This is a genomic window from Burkholderia sp. AU30280 (genome assembly GCF_020420125.1).
Taxonomy (GTDB): Bacteria; Pseudomonadota; Gammaproteobacteria; order Burkholderiales; family Burkholderiaceae; genus Burkholderia.
Genome location: NZ_JAIZRY010000001.1, coordinates 860254 through 880672 on the forward strand (window position 1 = coordinate 860254; position 20419 = coordinate 880672).

General features: G+C 68.0%; 17 protein-coding genes, 1 tRNA gene and 1 pseudogene. 10 read left to right on the forward strand and 9 right to left on the reverse strand.

Features of this window, described 5'->3' with window-relative positions:
* The first annotated feature begins 207 nt into the window (after nt 1-207).
* The 6 genes from LGN17_RS03900 (at nt 208) to LGN17_RS03925 (ending at nt 6607) form a co-directional block, all read left to right on the forward strand.
* Nucleotides 208-280, forward strand: a tRNA-Cys gene (locus LGN17_RS03900).
* 258 nt (nt 281-538) lie between these two features.
* Nucleotides 539-1678, forward strand: coding sequence for a slipin family protein (locus tag LGN17_RS03905; protein ID WP_226195222.1), 1140 nt, complete (start codon nt 539-541; stop codon nt 1676-1678).
* 70 nt (nt 1679-1748) lie between these two features.
* Nucleotides 1749-2972 carry an RtcB family protein gene (locus LGN17_RS03910; protein ID WP_319000802.1) on the forward strand — a complete coding sequence of 408 codons (1224 nt, stop codon included), beginning with the start codon at nt 1749-1751 and terminating at the stop codon, nt 2970-2972.
* Nucleotides 2973-3027: 55 nt separating this feature from the next.
* On the forward strand, nt 3028-3843 hold the full coding sequence (locus LGN17_RS03915; protein WP_226195223.1) for a nucleotidyltransferase domain-containing protein: 816 nt from the start codon (nt 3028-3030) through the stop codon (nt 3841-3843).
* 257 nt (nt 3844-4100) lie between these two features.
* The gene (locus LGN17_RS03920; protein ID WP_226195224.1) at nt 4101-5249 is read left to right on the forward strand and encodes a DUF1176 domain-containing protein; all 1149 of its coding nucleotides are present in this window, start codon (nt 4101-4103) and stop codon (nt 5247-5249) included.
* A gap of 62 nt (nt 5250-5311) precedes the next feature.
* Nucleotides 5312-6607: an XAC2610-related protein gene (locus LGN17_RS03925; RefSeq protein WP_226195225.1), complete on the forward strand. Its 1296-nt coding sequence runs from the start codon at nt 5312-5314 to the stop codon at nt 6605-6607.
* Between the two features lie 36 nt (nt 6608-6643).
* Here the strand turns inward: LGN17_RS03925 and LGN17_RS03930 are convergent, their stop codons facing one another.
* The gene (locus LGN17_RS03930; RefSeq protein ID WP_226195226.1) at nt 6644-7312 is read right to left on the reverse strand and encodes an O-methyltransferase; all 669 of its coding nucleotides are present in this window, start codon (nt 7310-7312) and stop codon (nt 6644-6646) included.
* Between the two features lie 132 nt (nt 7313-7444).
* On the opposite strand from LGN17_RS03930, the gene LGN17_RS03935 reads away from it, so the two are divergent.
* Both LGN17_RS03935 and LGN17_RS03940 read left to right on the forward strand, forming a co-directional pair.
* Nucleotides 7445-8740 (forward strand): O-acetylhomoserine aminocarboxypropyltransferase/cysteine synthase family protein, encoded by a 1296-nt coding sequence (locus LGN17_RS03935; RefSeq protein ID WP_175952246.1) that lies wholly within the window; start codon nt 7445-7447, stop codon nt 8738-8740.
* A 183-nt stretch (nt 8741-8923) separates the two neighbouring features.
* Nucleotides 8924-9649, forward strand: a complete 726-nt coding sequence (locus LGN17_RS03940) for a ZIP family metal transporter (protein WP_226195227.1) — start codon at nt 8924-8926, stop codon at nt 9647-9649.
* Nucleotides 9650-9671: 22 nt separating this feature from the next.
* Here LGN17_RS03940 and LGN17_RS03945 read toward each other — a convergent pair whose 3' ends face one another.
* Nucleotides 9672-10175 carry a hypothetical protein gene (locus LGN17_RS03945; protein WP_226195228.1) on the reverse strand — a complete coding sequence of 168 codons (504 nt, stop codon included), beginning with the start codon at nt 10173-10175 and terminating at the stop codon, nt 9672-9674.
* 65 nt (nt 10176-10240) lie between these two features.
* Nucleotides 10241-10558, reverse strand: coding sequence for a DUF4148 domain-containing protein (locus tag LGN17_RS03950; protein WP_413226996.1), 318 nt, complete (start codon nt 10556-10558; stop codon nt 10241-10243).
* 114 nt (nt 10559-10672) lie between these two features.
* Here LGN17_RS03950 and LGN17_RS03955 point away from each other — a divergent pair.
* Nucleotides 10673-10852: pseudogene (locus tag LGN17_RS03955) on the forward strand (porin); the annotation flags it as partial.
* A gap of 200 nt (nt 10853-11052) precedes the next feature.
* Here the strand turns inward: LGN17_RS03955 and LGN17_RS03960 are convergent.
* Nucleotides 11053-11301 (reverse strand): hypothetical protein, encoded by a 249-nt coding sequence (locus tag LGN17_RS03960; RefSeq protein WP_226195229.1) that lies wholly within the window; start codon nt 11299-11301, stop codon nt 11053-11055.
* Nucleotides 11302-11599: 298 nt separating this feature from the next.
* Here LGN17_RS03960 and LGN17_RS03965 point away from each other — a divergent pair, with 298 nt between their 5' ends.
* Nucleotides 11600-11896, forward strand: a complete 297-nt coding sequence (locus LGN17_RS03965; protein WP_226195230.1) for a DUF4148 domain-containing protein — start codon at nt 11600-11602, stop codon at nt 11894-11896.
* An 82-nt stretch (nt 11897-11978) separates the two neighbouring features.
* Here LGN17_RS03965 and LGN17_RS03970 read toward each other — a convergent pair whose 3' ends face one another.
* The 5 genes from LGN17_RS03970 to LGN17_RS03990 form a co-directional block, all read right to left on the reverse strand.
* Nucleotides 11979-13403 carry a heavy metal sensor histidine kinase gene (locus LGN17_RS03970; protein ID WP_226195231.1) on the reverse strand — a complete coding sequence of 475 codons (1425 nt, stop codon included), beginning with the start codon at nt 13401-13403 and terminating at the stop codon, nt 11979-11981.
* Nucleotides 13400-14083 (reverse strand): heavy metal response regulator transcription factor IrlR, encoded by a 684-nt coding sequence (irlR, locus tag LGN17_RS03975; RefSeq protein ID WP_226195232.1) that lies wholly within the window; start codon nt 14081-14083, stop codon nt 13400-13402. The genes LGN17_RS03970 and irlR overlap by 4 nt, the downstream gene beginning before the upstream one ends.
* A complete protein-coding gene (locus LGN17_RS03980) occupies nt 14083-17307 on the reverse strand; it encodes an efflux RND transporter permease subunit (protein WP_226195233.1) in 3225 nt (1074 codons plus the stop codon). Before LGN17_RS03980 ends, irlR begins: the two co-directional genes overlap by 1 nt.
* 125 nt (nt 17308-17432) lie before the next feature.
* A complete protein-coding gene (locus LGN17_RS03985) occupies nt 17433-18908 on the reverse strand; it encodes an efflux RND transporter periplasmic adaptor subunit (protein ID WP_226195234.1) in 1476 nt (491 codons plus the stop codon).
* 34 nt (nt 18909-18942) lie between these two features.
* On the reverse strand, nt 18943-20274 hold the full coding sequence (locus LGN17_RS03990) for a TolC family protein (protein WP_226195235.1): 1332 nt from the start codon (nt 20272-20274) through the stop codon (nt 18943-18945).
* Nucleotides 20275-20419: the final 145 nt, after the last annotated feature.

Here is a 20419-nt window from a genome sequence, read left to right on the forward strand (position 1 = left end):
GAGCACATCAAGCCGCCTACTGGCACGCTCCTCGCTAAATAGAAGGCGCCGGATGTCCCGCTGGCCCGCGAGCCAGGGTTCAACAAGCCCTGCTGGTGCGCCGCCGCCGAACCTGGTTCGTCGCGGTCGCGCATGCCGCCATGGGCAGACGAAGGCAAACGGGCGCGTACTGGAACTTCGCCCGGGTTCGAATCCCGGGGCGCCCACCGTTCGGTAGCTCATTTGGGTAGAGCAGCCGGCGCAAGCCGGTGTGTAGCGGGTTCGAATCCCGCTCGAACACTGTCCGCAAGGACAGTCTCTTGATAGCAGCAGTACCCGCCGGTGCGGGCCGCGAGGCCCGCCGCGCGTCGGACCGGTTGCGGTTCCGCGCGATCGGCCGGACGGCCGCACGGCCCGCGCGAAGGCGCACGACGACGCGATGCAGGATGCGTCGCCGTGCACGTCGGCGCCGGGCCGGCGCGCCGCCCGCCCGGTTGCGTCGCCCCGCGATCCGCACGATGTGCGTCACCCGGCGGTCATTGAAGAAAAGGACAAGAATATGTGGATGCGACATGTGGTGAAAAAGAACGAACGCGCGCTGCTGATGAATGAGGGCGATTTCGTGAAGGTGCTCGAACCGGGCGTGTTCAAGGCCTTCGATCCGTTCAAGCGTTTGTCGGTGCAGACCGCGCGTCTGGACGCGCCGCTCGCCGACGCGGCCCTGGCCGACTACCTGCGTCACGACGCACCGGACGTGCTCGCCCGGCACTTCGTCGCGATGGATCTCGCCGACGACGAAGCGGGCCTGCGCTACGAAGACGACGTGCTCGTCGAGATCCTCGCGCCGGGCACGCGCCGGCTGTACTGGCGCGGCCTGACCGCGCACCGTCTCGAACGCGTCGATCTCGCGCAGGACAGCATGCTGCCGGCCGCCCTCGTGAAGCGCATCGCGCAACCGGCGCTGCGTGCGCGCGGCGTGGCGGGCCTGACGGGCGTGTTGCTGGCGCAGGTGCCGGCGTACCACGTCGGCGTGCTGAAGATCGACGGCAAGATCGAGCGGCTGCTGGACGCGGGTGTCGCGGCGTTCTGGCGCTTCAACCGCGACGTCGCGGTCGAACTCGTCGACCTGCGCTTGCAGGCGATCGAAGTCGGCGGGCAGGAAATCCTGACGCGCGACAAGGTCGCGCTGCGGCTCAACCTGTCGGCGACGTGGTGCTATGCGGACGTGCTGCACGCGTTCGGCCAGTTGCAGAAGCCGGTCGAACACCTGTATCGCGAGCTGCAGTTCGCACTGCGATCGGCCGTCGGCACGCGCTCGCTCGACGAACTGCTGGAAGACAAGCAGTCGATCGACGACGTCGTGATCGCGCAGGTGCGTGCCCGCCTCGGCGATTCGGGCGTGGACGTGCGCAGCGTCGGCGTGAAGGATATCGTGCTGCCGGGCGACATGAAGACGATCCTCGCGCAGGTGGTCGAAGCGGAGAAGTCCGCGCAGGCGAACGTGATTCGCCGCCGCGAGGAAACGGCGGCCACGCGTTCGCTGTTGAACACCGCGAAGGTGATGGAAGAGAACCCGACCGCGCTGCGGCTCAAGGAGCTGGAAACGCTCGAGCGCGTCGCGGAACGGATCGACCGCATCTCGGTGTTCGGCGGTCTCGACCAGGTGCTGAACGGACTCGTCAGCATCAAGGGCGCATAAGGCTCGAAACAAGCGGCGCGGCGCATGTGCACCGCGCCGCACGAATGAATGAATGAATCAGGTGAAGCAAATGAGCAACATGGATTATCAGGTGATGGAACTGGCGAACGGCAAGCCGGTGAAGATGTGGACGCAAGGCGTCGCCGTCGAGGACGAAGCGCGCGCGCAACTGCGCAACACCGCGCAGATGCCGTTCATCTTCCGCCACGTCGCGGTGATGCCGGACGTCCACCTCGGCAAGGGCTCGACGATCGGCAGCGTGATCCCGACCAAGGGCGCGATCATTCCGGCCGCGGTCGGCGTCGACATCGGCTGCGGGATGATGGCCGCGCGCACGACGCTGACGGCGTCCGACCTGCCGGATTCGCTCGCGGGCCTGCGCAGCGCGATCGAACGCGCGGTGCCGCACGGCCGCGCGCCGGGCCGCCGCGATCCGGGCGCGTGGGGCGACCGCACGCCTGCCGCCGTGACGGAATCGTGGAAGTCGCTGCAACCGGGCTTCCAGCGGATCGTCGACAAGTATCCGAAGCTGGAAAAGACGAACCACTACGCGCATCTCGGCACGCTCGGCACCGGCAATCACTTCATCGAAGTGTGCGTCGACGAAGCGGACCACGTGTGGTTCATGCTGCACAGCGGCTCGCGCGGCGTCGGCAATGCGATCGGCAGCCTGTTCATCGAGCTCGCGCAGGCCGACATGCGGCAGCACCTCGCGAACCTGCCGGATCGCAACCTCGCGTACTTCACCGAGGGCAGCCGGCACTTCGACGACTACGTCGAGGCGGTCGACTGGGCGCAGGACTACGCGCGCCGCAACCGGCAGGCCATGATGGACGCGGTGATCGGTGCGGCGCGCGGCGTGATCGCGAAGCCGTTCTCGGTCGACGAACACGCGGTGAACTGCCACCACAACTACGTGCAGCGCGAACGCCACTTCGGCGAAGACGTGCTCGTGACGCGCAAGGGTGCGGTGTCCGCGCAGAAGGGGCAGCTCGGGATCATTCCGGGCTCGATGGGCGCGAAGAGCTTCATCGTGCGCGGGCTCGGCAATCCGGAAAGCTTCTGCTCGTGCAGCCACGGCGCGGGCCGGACGATGAGCCGCACCGAAGCGAAACGCCGCTTCACGGTCGACGACCAGGTGAAAGCCACCCAGGGCGTCGAATGCCGTAAGGACGCGGGCGTCGTCGACGAAATCCCGATGGCCTACAAGGACATCGACGCGGTGATGGCGGCCCAGCGCAGCCTCGTCGAAGTGGTGCATACGCTGCGCCAGGTGGTGTGCGTGAAAGGATAGCGCGGTGCGCGGCCGATGGCCGGCGGCCGCGCGCAACGAAAGGGAAACGACAACCATGAAAACGGAAAAAGCAATGACAACCGTGCGCAGCGCGCACCCGGTCGACCCGGCCGTGCGGGCGCGCGTGATGGCGGAGCTCGCGGAAGTCGAGCGCCGCCACGACGTGCGCGTGCTGTTCGCATGCGAATCGGGCAGCCGCGGCTGGGGGTTCGCATCGCCGGACAGCGATTACGACGTGCGCTTCGTGTATGCGCACCGGCGCGACTGGTACCTGAGCGTCGAACCGCAACGCGACGTGATCGAGCGGCCGCTCGACGACGAACTCGACGTCAGCGGCTGGGAACTGCGCAAGGCGTTGCAACTGCTGCGCCGCTCGAACCCGACGCTGCTCGAATGGCTCGACTCGCCCGTCGTGTATCGCGAAGACGCACGCTGGGCGCCGCGGCTCAGGTCGCTGGCATCGGCGTTCTTCTCGCCGGTGCGCGGGCGGCACCACTACCTCGCGATGGCGAAGAAGAACTTTCGCGGCTACCTGCAAGGCGACACGGTGCGCTACAAGAAGTACCTGTACGTGCTGCGGCCGCTGCTCGCGGCACGCTGGATCGACATGGGGCTCGGGATGCCGCCGATGCGCTTCGCGGATCTCGTCGACGGCACCGTGCACGCGCCGGCGGTGCGCGCGGAACTCGACGCATTGCTCGCACTGAAGATGCGCGCGAACGAAAGCGAATACGGGCCGCGCCGGCCGGCGATCCACGCGCTCGTCGAGACGATGCTCGCCGATGCCGAGCACGATCGCGAATACAAGCGGCCGTGGGGCGACGTGGCGATGCTCGACGCATTCCTGCGCGACGTGGTGGACGGTCGGTGAAAGACGAACGGCGCGATGCCTGCGGGCATCGCGCCATTTTCGCATCCGCACGTGTCCGCCCCATGCCGGCCAGTCATGGCCGTGTCCGCACACTACGCGTCGTCGTCACGATCGCAGCCCGTTGCGGCGGTATACTCGACGCTGTTCGGTAAAGCGCGCCGCCGCATGCGCCGCAGCCCTCGACCTGCCCGGCTTGCTGACGATGCGCTTGCAGCCCGACGTTTCCGCCCGCCCATCCACCGTCGATACGAACCGTCATGTCGCACCGCCTTTCGCTCGCCATCGCCGCTCTCCTCGCCGTTTCCCCGATCGTTGCCCAGGCTCGCCCGCTCGCGCGGCCGCCGGTCGAGCGCGATTTCAAGAACTGGTCGGTCGTCTGCGACAACGGCAACCGTTGCGTTGCCGAAAGCCAAGCCGACGATAGCGACGACGCACGCACCCGCCTCATCCTGCGCGTGACGCGCGATGCCGGCCCGGACGCGCAAGCATCGCTCGACCTCTACGCGTCGGCGCCGCTGGACCTGCGCACCGCCCGCGTGGACGGCCGCCCGTTCGATGCAATGGCGGCCCAATGGCATGCGTTCGGCGGCAAGCCGGACGATGACGACGCGTACCCGTTCCGGATCCGGACCCACGATCCGGCAACGGTTGCCGCATGGCTCGCCGCATCGCGCAATGCGCAACTGCTGAGCTTCGGCGATCCGGCGTCGGCGCAAACCGCCCGCACGCCGTTGACGGGATTGAATGCCGCACTGCTGTTGATCGACGACACGCAGGGCCGTGTCGGCACCGTCACCGCGCTGCTGCGCCCGGGCACCCGGGCCGCATCGTCGGTACCGGCCGCACCGGCGCTGCCGCCCGCCGTCACGCCGGCGCCGGCCGTCGCGAACCTGTCGGCCGCCGAGCAACGCTCGCTCGTCGACGCGGTGCTCGCGAAGTTCGGCGGCGACGTGAAGCAATGTGCGGCCGATGTCGAAGACGAAATGCCGGCGAGCGATCGCAGGAAGGCGTCGCGCGCCGTGGCGATCTCCGCCGACGAAGCACTGGTCGCGATTCCGTGCCAGACCAGCAGCATGTATAACCACACCGACCTGTGGTATCGCGTGCGACGGATGGCGCCGCTCACGCCGACACCGATGAATTTCGGCGAGAACGCGAACGCGGGGCTCGATTCGGCGTCGTTCGCGAACGAACTGACCGACGCCGCCTACGATTCCGCCACCGCGACGCTGTCGAGCAAGGTCCGGCTGCGCAGTCTCGGCGATTGCGGCTCGACCGCATCGTGGATCTTCGACGGCCGGCGCTTCGTGCTCGACGATATCGCCACGCACGGCACGTGCAACGGCCTGTTCGACGATCAGTGGCCACGCCTGTATCGACGGGCGGATGCGGCAGCGAGCCGCTGACGTGCGCATCGCACCGAAACACGCCGGCAGACATCACCCATAACAAACCGAGGGGCTGCAGCATGTTTCTCCCGTTCATCGATGCGTCGCGCCACGCGAGCGCGACGCGGCGCACGCGCGGCTGGCGTGGCGCGCTTGCGTTCGCGCTGGTCGCCATCACCGCGTTCGCGTCAGCGCCGGTGCGTGCCGCAAGCGCCGACGATTCGGTCGAAATCCCGTTCTGGTCGCGTAACTGGACCGGCACGATCGGCAACCGGCATGTCGAGGTCGCGTTGTCGCGCGTGGCCGATGCGGTATCGGGCTGGTACTGCTACGCGCCCTGCACGTCCGACAAACGCTATCGGCTCGCATTGAAGGGGACGCTCGACGCACACGGCGCCACGCTGTCGGAGCGCGACAGCGGCGCGAAAGTGAACGCCGAGCGCGTAACGGGCACGTGGCGCGTTGCCTCCCTCGACAATGCCGTGACCGGCACCTGGGCGTCGCCGGACGGCAAGCGCACGCTGCCCGTCTCGCTCGCGCCGAAACAAGACGGCAGGCCGTTCCCTTACGAGATCCGCCTCGTCGCGGACAAGCTGCCCGACGACGGCAGTGCGTGCAACGATCCACCGCACGTTTCCGCGATCCGCCTGTACGATCGAGGCCGCCTCGTACAGACGCTGCAGACCGATTCGCAAGGCACCTGCAGCCTGTTCACGCCCGAATTCGCCGACGTGAATTTCGACGGCTGGCCCGACCTGATGCTCGCGCAAGCATTGGGGGCGAGCCCGAACATTCCGTACCAGACGTGGATTTTCGATCCGAAGACGCGGCGCTTCGTCGATGCGCCGCCGGGGCTGCAGGGCATCACGTCGCCGGATTTCGATCCCGAGCACAGGATCATCTGGACAAGCTGGCGCGCGAGTTGCTGCGAGCATGGCGTGACGACTTACCGCTGGCAGGGCGACGACGTGAAGGAAGTCGACTCGGCCAGCAGCTACATGCTGCCGGTGCTCGACGGGAACACGCGTCGTTATTGCTACGTCGTGCCCGGCTACGGCGACGGTTACATCGAGTTTCCGCAGCGGATCGAGCAGACCGACACCGGGCTGCGTTCGACACTGGGCGACCCGAAGGCGTGCGACGCGAACGATTCGCCGTGGATGTCGCGCGTGTACATCGATATCTGGAAGCCGGGCGCGCCCGGCCATGCGCCGACGCTGGTACGCACCGAGAAGGTCACGTGGAAGCGCACGCAAACCCGCGCCGGCATGAAGTTCTGCCCCGATGTCCCGTTCTACGACAACGGCCGCATCCGCCGCATCGTGCTGAGCGACGAGCCCGACCAGTGCGAAGAGAAGAATCCAGACAAGAACTAGCGTGCGGGCCGACCGCACGCGCGACCCGACATCACATCACGCGCCGACGATCGAGATCGAGAACCCGTCCCAGCCCTTCTGCCCGACCGTCTGCACGGCGGTCGTCGTGACGTTCGGGGCGGCCGCGAGACGCGCGAACCCGTCGCGCACGCCCGCCACGTCGGGCTCGCGATTGTCCGGATCGGCCACGCGCCCACCGCGCACGACGTTGTCGACGACGATCACCGTGCCGGGCCGCGACAGCTTCAGCGCCGCGTCGAGATAGGCCGGATTGTTGTCCTTGTCGGCATCGATGAAGATGAAATCGAACGGTGCTTCACCCGCGTCGATGAGCCGCGCGAGGCTGTCCTTCGCGCTGCCGACCACCACCGTCACGGCCTGTGCGAACCCCGCACGTGCGATGTTCCGTGTCGCGACCTGCGCATGCGCGGGGTTCAGTTCGAGCGTCACGAGCGTACCGCCCGGCGGCAACGCGCGCGCGAGCCAGATCGTGCTGTAGCCGCCGAGCGTGCCGACCTCGAGGATCCGCCGCGCGCCGCGAATCGTCGCGAGCAGTTGCAGCAGCTTGCCCTGGTTCGGCGCGACGTTGATCGCGGGCAGACCGGCCGCGTCGCTCGCCGCCAGCGCGGCGTCGAGCGCGTCGTCGGACGGCACGAGCGTCGCGGAGAAATACGCATCCACCTGGTTCCAGTGATCCTGATTCATCGCGCACCCCTTGTTTGCGGAACAGGCATTTTATGCGGCGCCCCGCCATAAGCAACACACCATTCGTTCTAAAGCTAGCCGTGCACGTGCTCCTATAATCGCTCGACCACCACAACAACGGAAGGAGCACCCATGACCGATCAGGCCGCATCGAACTGGCGTCTCGAAACCATCGCCGTGCACGGCGGTTATCGTCCCGACCCGACCACGCGCGCTGTCGCCGTACCGATCTACCAGACCGTCGCGTACGCATTCGACGACACGCAGCACGGTGCCGACCTGTTCGACCTGAAGGTCCAGGGCAACATCTACACGCGGATCATGAACCCGACGACGGACGTGCTCGAGCAACGGATCGCCGCGCTCGAGGGCGGCATCGGCGCGCTGGCGCTTGCATCGGGGCAATCGGCCGTCACGTACGCGATCCAGACGATCGCCGAAGCCGGCGACAACATCGTGTCCGCGAGTTCGCTGTACGGCGGCACCTACAACCTGTTCGCGCATACGCTGCCGCAATACGGGATCACCACGCGCTTCGCCGATCCGCGCGATCCCGCATCGTTCGAGCCGCTGATCGACGCGCGCACCAAGGCGATCTTCGCGGAATCGGTCGGCAACCCGCTCGGCAACGTCACCGACATCGCCGCGCTCGCCGAAGTCGCGCATCGCCACGGCATCCCGCTGATCGTCGACAACACGGTGCCGTCGCCGTACCTGCTGCGCCCGTTCGAGCACGGCGCGGACATCGTCGTGCACTCGCTGACGAAGTATCTCGGCGGGCACGGCACAAGCCTTGGCGGCGCGATCGTCGATTCGGGCAAGTTTCCGTGGGCCGAGCATGCCGACCGCTTCAAGCGGCTGAACGAGCCCGACGTCAGCTATCACGGCGTCGTCTACACGGAAGCGTTCGGGCCGGCTGCCTATATCGGCCGCGCGCGCGTGGTGCCGCTGCGCAACATGGGCGCGGCGATCTCGCCGTTCAATGCATTCCAGATCCTGCAGGGCATCGAAACGCTGGCGCTGCGCGTCGAGCGGATCAGCGACAACGCGCTGAAGATCGCGCAGCATCTCGCGCGCCACGACAACGTCGAATGGGTGAACTACGCGGGCCTGCCCGATCACCCCGATCATGCGCTCGTCGCGCGCTACCTGTCGGGCCGCGCGCCCGGCATCCTGACGTTCGGCGTGAAGGGCGGCCGTGACGGCGGCGCGAAATTCCAGGACGCGCTGAAGCTGTTCACGCGGCTCGTCAACATCGGCGACACGAAATCGCTCGCGACGCACCCGGCATCGACGACCCACCGGCAACTGTCGCCGGCCGAACTCGCGAAGGCGGGCGTGAAGGAAGAAACGGTGCGGCTGTCGATCGGCATCGAGCATATCGACGACCTGCTCGCGGATCTCGATCAGGCGCTCGCGCAGCTTTGACCGGCACCGGCGCGCCGGCTTGCCGGTGCGCGCCGCATCGAATGGGTTGACTTTGAAGCGGCTTCAAGGTGTTCAATTGCCGGTTGATGCCGGGGCCACGCCCCCGCGCGTATGAACCGTACAACGCAGCCGGGCAGCGCGACGCCGGGCCCGCTGCGGTACGCCAACCGTTCGAGAGGCCTCATGACACCGACCGCGAAGCTTGCGCTGCTCACGTTGCCGCCCGTGCTGGCGGCCAGTTTCGGCGCCCTCGCGGCCGCCTGGCGTGCCCCCGGCCCGAAAACGTCCAGCGTCATCCAGCATTTCACCGGCGGCATCGTGTTCGCGGCCGCCGCGCTCGAGCTGCTGCCGCAGGACCGCGCGCATGCGCTGTTTCCGGTCGTCGTCGGCTTCGTGCTCGGTCTCGCGCTGATGCTCGCGATCCGCGCGCTGTCGGGGGCGATCGAGACGCGCTTCGAGCAAGCGCGGCTGCCCGTGAGCCTCATCATCGTCACCGCGATCGATCTCGTCATCGACGGCCTCGTGCTCGGCATCGCGTTCTCGGCAAGCGACGAAAGCGGCATCATCCTGACCGTCGCGCTGACGCTCGAGGTGCTGTTCCTCGCGCTATCGGTGAGCGCTGCGCTCGCGGCCGCCGGCGTCGGCCGCATGCTGTCGATCGTCGTACCGGTCGGGCTCGCGGCGCTGCTGAGCCTCGCGGCCGTTGCCGGCAACGCGGCGTTCGCCGGACTTCCGCCCACGATCTACGCGGCGCTGCTCGGGCTGGGCACCGTCGCACTGCTGTACCTCGTCACCGAGGAACTGCTGGTCGAAGCGCACGAGGTACCCGAAACGCCGTTCGCGACGGCCGCGTTCTTCGTCGGCTTCATCGTGTTCTTCCTGATCGAAGGATCGGTAAAGGCCGGATAAGCCGGGCGCGGCTGCGCACCGGCTACCACGTCGTCGCGCCCGTCGGATACGACTCGACGATGCGCGTGCCGTTGACGGGCGTCACGCCTTGGTTGCGCAGCGCGGCCCACAGGTCGATCGCATGTTCGCGCGACTTGCGGCTGCCGTCGTCGGTCAGCACGTTCAGCGCGATCACTTCGTCGCGCGTCGCCAGTTGCAACTGCTCCTTCAGCTTGCGCGACTGATGCGATGCGGTGCGGACCTCACCGAGCACGATCCGCTGCTCCGCGGCAATCGATCCGCCGCCTGCATCGGCGGGTACGAACGTCAGCCGGCCGTTGTCGACCTCGCATTGCCCGCGCGTGAACGTCGCGCTCCACGCGCCGGCCGGCACGGCCGCGAACTCGCAGCGCATCCGCTCGTTCTCGCGCCGGCCGACATCGTGCGCCGACGCGTGCGACAGCGCACGTTCCGGCCAGCCGGCCGCCATCGCGGCCGTCGACATCAGGGTCACCGCAAGCACGATTCCTTTCGCGAAATGGCGCATGGCGCCCTCCTCTTCGTGTGGGGGGCGGCCGACAGGCACTGCGCCGGTCGGCCGCGAGGGAACGATCAGCGAACCGCAAAACGGTTGTCGTGCGCATCGACCAGCGGCGCCGTCTCGCCGCGATGCACGGTCGCGCGATGGATCTCCTGATTGCGTGCGACGGCGGCCGGGCTTGCCGGGTAGTCGTGACTCGGGCTCGGGATCGCGCCGTCGTGGCGCGCGCGCACCAGTTCCTGACGGACTTCCTGCCGGGTCTTCTGCTGCGCGGCCACTGCCTGAGAGAAGGCCGCAAACGATAGTGCGGTGGCGGCGATGACGATCATCGGTCGCGGAATATTCATGTGGTTCGCTCCTTGCTGTTGATCCATGACAGGAGCCTTCACTTTGATCCGGCGGCGGTGCGAAATCGTGATCGCAGTATGACGGTTTCGTCACCGCCGTGACATCCGCTGCATCGCTCTGCGAATCAAAAATTCGTCGTCGGTTTTTGCGTCCATGATTACGTGCTGTCGAAGCGTACCGATCTCTACACGGTCGGCGCGTGGCAACGCGCGAACGGCGAACGGCGCACGCTCGACGGCGGCACGCAGACGGCGCAGGCGTCGATCGGCTCCTGCGGCTATGGCGGAACGCGCACGCAGGGCATCGTCAATCTCGGGTTGCGCCACCGGTTCTGACCGCAGGAGCAATACGCGCGCTGCATGACGAAAATTTCATGTTCCGGTCAGGTTCGCGAAGCGTCGCGTCGCTACGATCGTAAACGTGACGGGCAGCGCCCGTTCCAGACCACGCAAGCGAGTCGCTGCCGCACGGCGCGTCACGCATTAGGCCCGGACACGTCGAGTGCCGGGCATTTTTTTTGGTTGCGCCCACATGATCAGGGTGTCGAATTGCGCCGCGGGAACAGGCACGGATGCGTTTTCACGTACAGGTTCGGATTGCCGCAACGATGCCCGGCATAGTCGACCTGCTCGCCGGGCATGAGATCGGCCGGCACCGGCTTTTTAGCCGCTGCCCGCGTGGCCTGCGCAGTTGACGTCGTGCCGGAACGAGTCGATGCGCATCCCGCGAACAACGGGACGATCAGGACTGCGATCCAGGCTAGGCGAGTGGCGGGACGATACACGTTTCAAGTCCGGTGTGAAAGTCAGAACAGGGCCGCCCGCTTGCCATAAGGCTATCGCGAACGGCGCGAATGCCTCCGGCCACATCGACCCTCGGCAGACTTCATGTTCCGCTTCCCGCTCATCGCGCCCGTGACGCGAACATGACGAATGCGTCATGTCGACTGCCCCCGAACGGCGTATCTGCGCATCACGCTATCTGACGCATTTTTCATCTCGCGATCACGATCACGCACGGCTGCTTTCGCATACTGGGTCCATGGTTCGCCACCCGGCGGCCCTGATCAAGGAGAGCACTCGATGAAAACGGCAACACTCGCAGCACTGTTCGTCACCGCCGCGCTGTCGCTCGGCATCGCCACGCAGGCCGCGTTCGCGCAGACGCAGACGCAAACGCAAACGCAGGGCAAGACCCGCACGCAGGTCGTCAATGAACTGAAGCAGGCGCAGCACGACGGCGTCGTGCCGACGAGCAAGACGCAGTACCCGCCGACCGGCGAGCTCGTCGCGCGCAACAAGGAGCTTCACGGGATGTCGGTGCATGGCGGCGAGAAGAAGCCGCAGACCGACAATCACGACAACCTGACCGCGCGGTAATGGCGCTCGGCCACACGACCGCGGGCAGCGCGCCGCGCGCGGCCGCTTCATGGCGAACGCGCGCGCGGGCCCGCCCGCGGTGTCAGGTGCCGATGGCCGCCGGCCGTTTCAGTTCGGCCGGCTGGCGCGGAAAGCGCAGCCAGAACGTCGTGCGACGGCCCGGGTCGCTGTCGACGCCGCATTCGCCGCCGTGGTTGTCCATGATCGACCGGACGATCGCAAGGCCGAGCCCCGTCCCCGACGCCGAATTGTGCCGCGACGGATCGACGCGATAGAAGCGCTCGAAGATCTTTCCGACGTGTTGAGCCTCGATGCCGGGCCCCGTATCCGACACGGCAATCGTCGTCGCACCGCCCTGCTCCACACAGTCGATCGTCACGACGCTGCCGCGCGGCGCGTACCTCAGCGCGTTCGACAGCAGGTTGCTCAGCGCGCGCTGATACAACGTCAGGTCCGCATCGACCCACGCATGGCCGTCGACCTTCACCGTCACGCCGGCATCCTCCGCCAGCGGCTCGTAGTATCCCGCGACGCGCTCCGCCTCTTCCGACGCGTCCAGGCGCCGCACGTTGATTGACGTGCCGGCCTGTTCCGAACGCGCCAGGAACAGCATGTCCTCGATCATTCGCGACAACCGCTGGTATTCGTCGATGCTCGACTCGATCACGTTCCGGTATTCATCCGCGCTGCGCGGCTGCGACAGCACGACCTGCGCGGCCGCCTGCAGGTTCGTGAGCGGCGTGCGCATGTCGTGCGCGAGATTCGACGAGAACTGGCTCAACCGCGTGAACGATTCGTTCAACCGCCCGAGCATGCCGTTGAACGCGTGCTCGAGCTCCTTCAGCTCGCCGGCGGTATCCAGCGCCGGCAGCGGATGCGCAAGCCGGCTCGTCGACATCTGTTCGGCGCGCGCCGCGAACCGCCGCAGCGGGCTCAGCCCGAGCGCCGCAATGCCGTATGCGATCGCGGCCGCGAGCACCACGCCGAACACCTCGATCACGACGATCGTATAGGCGTGCGTGCGCAGCAACAGCACGTCGGCGCTACGGTCGTACTGCACCACGACGCGCACCACGGGCGCGCCTGCGCCGGCAAGCGGCACGGTCGCGACGAGATACCGCTGCCGTGCGCCGGGAGGTGCGACGCCGACCGGCACACGCCCTGCATCCAGCGACATCAACGGCGCGACCGGACGAAATCCGGGCGTGCCGACGAGGCGCGTCCCCGTCGCATCGAAGATCGCGAGATCCATGTTCGGATGGCCGTGCAACTGGTCGATCCAGATATCGGTGTTGCGCGCGACGTCGGCCGTCGAGCGCGCTTCGGCCAGGTGCGCGCCCAACGCGGCGGAAATGCCGGCCATCTGCTCAGCCGCCGTCGTTTCGATGCGATTGCTCAGTGCTTCGTAAAGCGCAACGCCGCTCGACGCGAGGATCACCGACGTCGACAGGATGATCAGCGCGGTCAGGCGTCCGCGCAGCGTGCGCGGCAGCAGGCGCGCAATCATGCCGCGCCGCCGCCGCGCGCCTCGAGCACGTAGCCCATCCCGCGCACGGTGTGGATCAGCTTCGGGTCGTACGCGTCGTCGATCTTCGAGCGCAGGCGCCGGATCGCCGAATCGACGACGTTCGTGTCGCTGTTGAAATTCATGTCCCAGACCTGCGACGCGATCGTCGCGCGCGGCAGGATCTCGCCCTCGCGGCGCATCAGCAGCCAGAGCAGCGCGAATTCCTTTGCGGTCAGCAGGATCGTGTCGCCCTGCCGCGTGGCCTTGCGGCGCGTCAGGTCGAGCTCGAGGTCGGCCACGCGCAGCGTGTTCGAGTCGCGCGGCTGGCCGCGTCGCAGGATCGACTTGATGCGCGCGGTCAACTCGACGAAGTCGAACGGCTTCGCGAGATAGTCGTCGGCGCCGAGCTCGAGCCCTTTCACGCGATCGCCGACGTCGTCGCGCGCCGTGAGGAACAGCACGGGCGTCGACTTGCTGCGCCGCAGGTTCTGCAGCAGCGTCCAGCCGTCCTGCCCGGGCAGCATCACGTCGAGCACGAGCAGGTCGTACTCCTCGGTCTCGGCCTGATGCTGGCCCGTGATGCCGTCCTCGACCCAGTCGACGACATAGCCGGCCTCCGTGAGCCCCTTGCGCAGGTAAGCGCCCGTCTTCGGTTCATCTTCGACAATCAGAATTCGCATCACGCATTACCCTTGAAGAAACCCAACCGGCGCAGCACGCCCATGCCGAAGCCGCCGCCGAAGCTGCCCCAAAGCGCGGCGCGCCACGACACCGCATGGCTGGCACGGTACAGCACGGGCAGCACCAGCAGCGTCAGCGCCGTGGACGACAGGATACCGCCGATCACGACCGTCGCGAGCGGGCGCTGCACCTCGGCGCCGGTGCCAGTCGCGAACGCCATCGGCAGGAAGCCGAGCGACGCGACGAGCGCGGTCATCAGCACCGGCCGCAGCCGCGTGAGCGCCCCTTCGCGCACGGCGGCCTCGAGCGGCATCCCTTCATCACGCAGGTTGCGGATGAACGAGATCATCACGAGCCCGTTGAGCACGGCCACACCGGACAGCGCGATGAAGCCGACCGCCGCCGTGATCGACGGCGGAATCCCGCGCAGCCACAGCGACACGACGCCGCCGCTCAGCGCGAACGGAATGCCGGTGAACACGAGCAGCCCGTCCTTCGCGTTGTTGAACATCACGAACAGCAGCACGAACACCATGAACAGCGCGAGCGGCACGACCAGCTTCAAGCGCTCGCTCGCGCTTTGCAGCTGCTCGAACTGCCCGCCCCACGACACCCAGTAGCCGGCCGGCACACGCACGTCCTGCTGCAACCGCTCGCGCGCATCGGCGACGAACGAGCCGACGTCGCGGCCGCGCACATTCGCGCTGACGACCACCCGCCGCTTGCCGTCCTCGCGGCTGATCTGGTTCGGGCCCGGCGCGACGTCGATCGTCGCGAGCTCCGCGAGCGGCACGTACGGCGCCGCCGCGAGCGGCGCGCGGGCGCCGGCCGCGGGTGCGGGCAGCGCGATCGGCAGCCGCTTGATTGCCTCGATGTCGGAGCGCAGCTCGTCGGGCAGCCGCACGACGATGTCGAAGCGGCGGTCGCCCTGGAACAGCGTGCCGGCCTTCTGCCCGCCGACGGCCGCGGCCACCGAGTCCTGCAGGTCGGCAACGCTCACGCCGTAGCGCGCGAGCTTGTCGCGATCGAGGTTGACGGTCAGCACGGGCAGGCCCGTGGTCTGCTCGACCTTCACTTCGGACGCGCCAGGGACCTTCTGCAGCGCGGCCGCGATCTGCTCGCCGGTCTGGTTCAGCACGGCCATGTCGTCGCCGAAGATCTTCACCGCGACGTCGCTGCGCACGCCCGAGATCAGCTCGTTGAAACGCAGCTGGATCGGCTGCGAGAACTCGTACGCGTTGCCCGGCAGCTCGGCGAGCGCTTCCTCGATCTCGCGCACGAGTGTGTCGCGCGGCTTCTTCGGGTTCGGCCACTGGTCGGCCGGCTTCAGCATGATGTAGCCGTCCGACAGGTTCGGCGGCATCGGGTCGGCCGCGATTTCGGCCGTGCCGGTGCGCGCGAACACGCGCTCGATCTCGGGGAAGCGCGCCTTCAGCGTCTTCTCGATCGACTTCTGCATCTCGACCGACTGCGACAGGCTCGTGCCGGGAATCCGCAGCGCGGAAACGGCCAGGTCGCCTTCGTTGAGGCTCGGGATGAACTCGCTGCCGAGCCGCGTGGCGAGCCCGAGGGTGACCAGCACGATGGCGCCCGCGCCGATCATCACGCGCGCCGGGCGCGTCATGAACGCGGCGAGCGCCGGTTCGTACGCACGTCGCGCCCAGCCCATCAACCGGTTCTCCTTCTCCTCCACGCGCTCGCCGATGAACAGCGCGACGGCCGCCGGAATGAACGTGACGGTCAGCACCATCGCGGCCGCGAGCGCCATCACGACGGTCGTGGCCATCGGGTGGAACATCTTGCCTTCGACGCCCGTCAGCGCAAAGATCGGCAGGTACACGACCATGATGATCAGTTGCCCGAAGATCAGCGCGCGGCGCGCTTCCTGCGACGCGCCGAACACTTCGACGAAGCGCTCGTCGCGTGTGAGGGGCCGCCCGGCCGCCGCCTGCGCATGCGCGAGCCGCCTGACGCAGTTTTCGACGATCACCACCGCGCCGTCGACGATGATCCCGAAGTCGAGCGCGCCGAGGCTCATCAGGTTCGCGCTCACCTTCGCGTTCACCATCCCGGTGAAGGTCATCAGCATCGACAGCGGGATCACGAGCGCCGTGATCAGCGCCGCGCGCATGTTGCCGAGGAACAGGAACAGCACGGCAATCACGAGGATCGCGCCTTCGAGCAGGTTCTTCTTCACCGTCGCGACGGCCTTCTCGACGAGCACGGTGCGGTCGTATACGGGAATCGCCTTCACGCCGGACGGCAGCGTGCGGTTCACGTCTTCCATCTTCGCGACGACGGCCTTCGCGACCGTGCGGCTGTTCTCGCCCATCAGCATGAAGACCGTGCCGAGCACGACCTCCTCGCCGTTCGAGGTCGCCGCGCCCGTGCGCAGCTCGCGGCCGATGTCGACCACTCCGATGTCCTTCATCCGCACCGGTACGCCGCCGACGTTGGTCAGCACGATGTTCGCGATATCGTCGACGGTGCGCGCCTGGCCCGGTACGCGCACCAGATACTGCTCGCCGCGCTTCTCGATGTAGCCGGCGCCGACGTTGTCGTTGTTGCGTTCCAGCGCGCGCACGACGTCGGCGAGCGTCAGCCCGTACGACATCAGCTTCGCCGGGTTCGGCGCGACGCGGTATTCCTTCACGTAGCCGCCGATCGAGTTGACCTCGGTCACGCCGCGCACGTTGCGAAGCTGCGGCCGGACGACCCAGTCCTGCAACTCGCGCAGGTCGGCCGCCGTATAGCGCGTGCCGTCGGGCTTGCGCGCAGCCGCGTCGGCCTCGACGGTCCACAGGTAGATCTCGCCAAGGCCCGTCGACGTCGGCCCCATCGCGGGCGCGATGCCGGGCGGCAGCTTGTCCTTCGCTTCCTGGATGCGCTCGTTGACGAGCTGTCGCGCGAAATAGATGTCGGTGCCGTCCTTGAAGATCACCGTGACCTGCGACAGCCCGTAGCGCGAGATCGAGCGCGTCTGCTCGAGGCCCGGCAGGCCGGCCATCACGGTCTCGACCGGATAGGTGATGCGCTGCTCGGCCTCCAGCGGCGAATAGCCGGGCGCGGACGTGTTGATCTGGACCTGCACGTTGGTGATGTCGGGCACTGCGTCGATCGGCAGCTTCTGGTAGCTGAACACGCCCAGCGCGGCCACGGCCGCAATCGCCAGCATCACGAGCCAGCGATGCGCAATCGCAAAGCGGATCAGGCGCTCAAACATGACGGGATTCCTTGAAACGGGGGACGGTCACCCTCGACGGACGGGCCGCCCGGCCGGTCAGGCGGCGAGCCGGAAAGCGGGCCGCATGGCGGGCCGCGAGTCGTGCAACGGCGCACACGTCACGCTCATTCATGTTCCGCGCTCCCCTTGCCGAGTTCGGCCTTCAGCACGAAGCTGTTCGACGCCGCGTACTCCTGGCCCGGCTTGAGGCCCTTCAGCACTTCGGTCGCACGGTCGTCGCGCCGCCCCGTCTCGACGGCCTGGGCGACGAAACCCTTCGGCGAGCGCACGAACACGGACGGTGCGCCGTCCACGTCCTGCAGCGCGTCGCTCGCGACCGCGATGGGCACGCCCTGCCTGCCCGCGTCGACCGACACGTTCACGAACATCCCGGGCCGCCACACGCGGTCCGGGTTCGGCAGCACGACGCGCGCCGGCGCGGTGCGGGTCTGTTCGCCGAGCAGCGAGCCCACGTACGCGATCGGGCCGCTCGAACGCGATTCGAACGCGGTCGCGACGACCGTCGCGTCGCGGCCGACCCGCACGTCGTTCAACCGCTGCGCGGGCACGGCCATCTCGGCCCATACCGTCGACAGGTCGGAGATCACGAACATGCTGGCATCGGCGGCGATCGCTTCGCCCGGCGTCGCGTGCTTCTCGACGAGGGTGCCCGCGAACGGCGCGCGCAGTTCGTAGCGGTTCAACGCACCCGCGCCGGCCGGCGCGTTCAGCGCGGCAAGCTTCTGCCGCGCGTTCTGCACGGCGATCTCGGCTTCACGCAACTGCACCTGCGCCTGCTGATAGTCCTGCTCGGCCGAGATGCGCTCCTGCCACAGCGTGCGTTCGCGCTCGTAGGTCGCGCGTGCGCCCGACAGCCGGCGCTCGGCGGTCAGCAGCTCGCTGCGCCGCTCGGCAAGATCGGTGCTCGCGATCACGGCCAGCACCTGCCCCTTCGCGACGTTCTGCCCGAGCGACACCGACACCTGCTCGACGATGCCGGCCACGCGCGGCACCACGTGCGCGGTGCGATCCTCGTTGAACTTGATCTCGCCCGGCAACTGGAACGGCGTCGCGATCTGCGCGGGGCCCGCTTTCGCCAGCGTGATCTTCGAGGTCGCCAGTTGCGCGTCGGTCAGCGCGATCGCGCCGTCGGCGCGCGCGAACGGGAACGACGCGGCCTCCTTGCCCGCCTTCACGTCGATCGTCGCATCGAACACGTGCGGCTTGCCGATCGACTGCGCGGACACGAACTTCGGGCCGGCCGCATCGAAACGCAGGGGTTCGTGCGTGCGGTCGTAGCGAACCAGCGTGCCGGACACGGTGACGCCCTTGCCGGCCGGCTTGCCGTCGACGAACGGATAGACGACGAGGCGCGCATCGCCGGGCTTCTCCGTCATCACGATTTCGACGGACAGCTTGCCGCGCTTGAGCACGACACCGCCGCGCTCGCCGGCGACTTCGGCGGATGACGCGGCTCCGGAAGCCGTCGATGCGGCCGCGCCGTTGCCGCCGCCGTTGCGTGTGACGCCGAGTGCGCCGATGACGATCCCGGCGCTGCCGAGCACGACGGCCGCGATGATCAGGATTCTGTTGCGTGACATGGTGATCCTTCAGGTAAAAGAGGCGTCTGTTGCGCTATTGCGTGACCGGCTCGGGTGGCGCAAGCGGCGCGAGCGGCGTACCGACGAGCCGGCCGAGGTCGGCGCGGGCCGTATGGGCATCGGCGAGCGCGCGCACGTACTGCGACTGGCCCTGGAACAGCGTGCGCTGTGCGTCGAGCACGTCGAGGAAACTGAACTTCCCGAGCTCGTAGCCGCGCGACATCGCGTCGAGCGCGAGGCGCGCGGCCGGCAGGATATCGGCCTTCAGGCGCTGCGCTTCCTGCGCGGCGGCTTCGAAATTCGCGTACGCCTGCGTGAGGTCCAGCCGCAGGCGCGTGCGCTCGCGATCGAGATCCGCGTTCGCGCGCTCGGCCTTGTGCGTCGCCTCGAGCAGCGCGCCCTGGTTCGTGTTGAACAGCGGAATCGGGATCGACACGCCGACCACCGCCTGGTTGTCCGGCACGCCGCCCGTGGTCACGCGCTTCACACCGGCACTGATCGTCACGTCCGGCATGCGCCGCGCGCGTTCGAGCGACACGGCCGCGTTCGAGCGCAGCATCTCGGCGCGCGCGATCCGCGCGAGCGGTGCATCGTCGAGCTGCGCGGTCAGCGCGGACAGCGGCTCGACCGGCGGCACGGTTTCGAGATCGCCCTGCACCGCCAGCCGGCCACCGCGTGCTTCGCCCATCACCGCGTTCAGCTTCTCGCGCGCGACCTCGACACGGCCGCGTGCCGTCACGACCTCGATCTGCACGCCGGCCGCCGCCACATGCGCCTTGGTCGCCTCGACCGGCGACACCTTGCCGGCCTGTGCACGGCGGCTCGCGAGATCCGCGGAGCGCGCGGCGATCGCGGCCGATTCCTCGGTCACCTGTAGCTGGCGCTGCGCGGCGAGCAGCCCGTAGAACGCGGCAATCACGTCGGCGCGCACGACGGCGCCCTGCTCGTCGAGCGATGCATTGGCCGCTTCCCTGCCGTACGACGCGACATCGAGCCGCGCACGGCGCTTGCCGCCGAGTTCGATCGTCTGGTTGATCAGCGCGGTCGACGTGCGTTCGGCGCGACGGAACCCCTCCTGCAGGAACGACACTTCCGGATTCGGACGCGCGCCGGCCTGCATCAGCGCGCCGGCCGACGCATCGACGTCCGCGCGCGCGCCGCGCAGCGCGGGATTGTTCCGGGCCGCGACCGACAGCGCGTCGGAAAGCGTCAACGAAGTGGAAGGGAGGGCGTCGGGTGCCGGGGCGCCGATCGGCGCGGCGCTGCCGGAGGCAGCCGGGGCCGGCTGCGGAGACAGCGACGGCTGCGCGTGAGCCGTCGCGGCCATCGCGAAGACGACGGCCGCGGCGAGGTTGAGCTTGAGCATGTTCGGTTCTGCGGTAACGGTTCGCGACCGATGCTACGGTCCGGCCGCAGTGCGAACATGAGGCGAAGATGACATTTCCGTCATGTTCGACGCGTGGTACTCGCGGAATCAACGGGCATATCTGCCCAGATAGCCACCTGCACAC

What these genes read in the sequence shown, in the direction of transcription:
- LGN17_RS03970 (WP_226195231.1), bottom strand. Translation starts at nt 13,403, where the DNA reads ATGATTGCGCGCCTGCTGCCGCGCACGCTGCGCGGACGCCTGACCGCG.
- LGN17_RS03935 (WP_175952246.1), top strand. Translation starts at nt 7,445, where the DNA reads ATGACCGATCAGGCCGCATCGAACTGGCGTCTCGAAACCATCGCCGTG.
- LGN17_RS03980 (WP_226195233.1), bottom strand. Translation starts at nt 17,307, where the DNA reads ATGTTTGAGCGCCTGATCCGCTTTGCGATTGCGCATCGCTGGCTCGTG.
- irlR (WP_226195232.1), bottom strand. Translation starts at nt 14,083, where the DNA reads ATGCGAATTCTGATTGTCGAAGATGAACCGAAGACGGGCGCTTACCTG.
- LGN17_RS03905 (WP_226195222.1), top strand. Translation starts at nt 539, where the DNA reads ATGTGGATGCGACATGTGGTGAAAAAGAACGAACGCGCGCTGCTGATG.
- LGN17_RS03985 (WP_226195234.1), bottom strand. Translation starts at nt 18,908, where the DNA reads ATGTCACGCAACAGAATCCTGATCATCGCGGCCGTCGTGCTCGGCAGC.
- LGN17_RS03910 (WP_319000802.1), top strand. Translation starts at nt 1,749, where the DNA reads ATGAGCAACATGGATTATCAGGTGATGGAACTGGCGAACGGCAAGCCG.
- LGN17_RS03990 (WP_226195235.1), bottom strand. Translation starts at nt 20,274, where the DNA reads ATGCTCAAGCTCAACCTCGCCGCGGCCGTCGTCTTCGCGATGGCCGCG.
- LGN17_RS03965 (WP_226195230.1), top strand. Translation starts at nt 11,600, where the DNA reads ATGAAAACGGCAACACTCGCAGCACTGTTCGTCACCGCCGCGCTGTCG.
- LGN17_RS03940 (WP_226195227.1), top strand. Translation starts at nt 8,924, where the DNA reads ATGACACCGACCGCGAAGCTTGCGCTGCTCACGTTGCCGCCCGTGCTG.
- LGN17_RS03930 (WP_226195226.1), bottom strand. Translation starts at nt 7,312, where the DNA reads ATGAATCAGGATCACTGGAACCAGGTGGATGCGTATTTCTCCGCGACG.
- LGN17_RS03945 (WP_226195228.1), bottom strand. Translation starts at nt 10,175, where the DNA reads ATGCGCCATTTCGCGAAAGGAATCGTGCTTGCGGTGACCCTGATGTCG.
- LGN17_RS03925 (WP_226195225.1), top strand. Translation starts at nt 5,312, where the DNA reads ATGTTTCTCCCGTTCATCGATGCGTCGCGCCACGCGAGCGCGACGCGG.
- LGN17_RS03915 (WP_226195223.1), top strand. Translation starts at nt 3,028, where the DNA reads ATGAAAACGGAAAAAGCAATGACAACCGTGCGCAGCGCGCACCCGGTC.
- LGN17_RS03920 (WP_226195224.1), top strand. Translation starts at nt 4,101, where the DNA reads ATGTCGCACCGCCTTTCGCTCGCCATCGCCGCTCTCCTCGCCGTTTCC.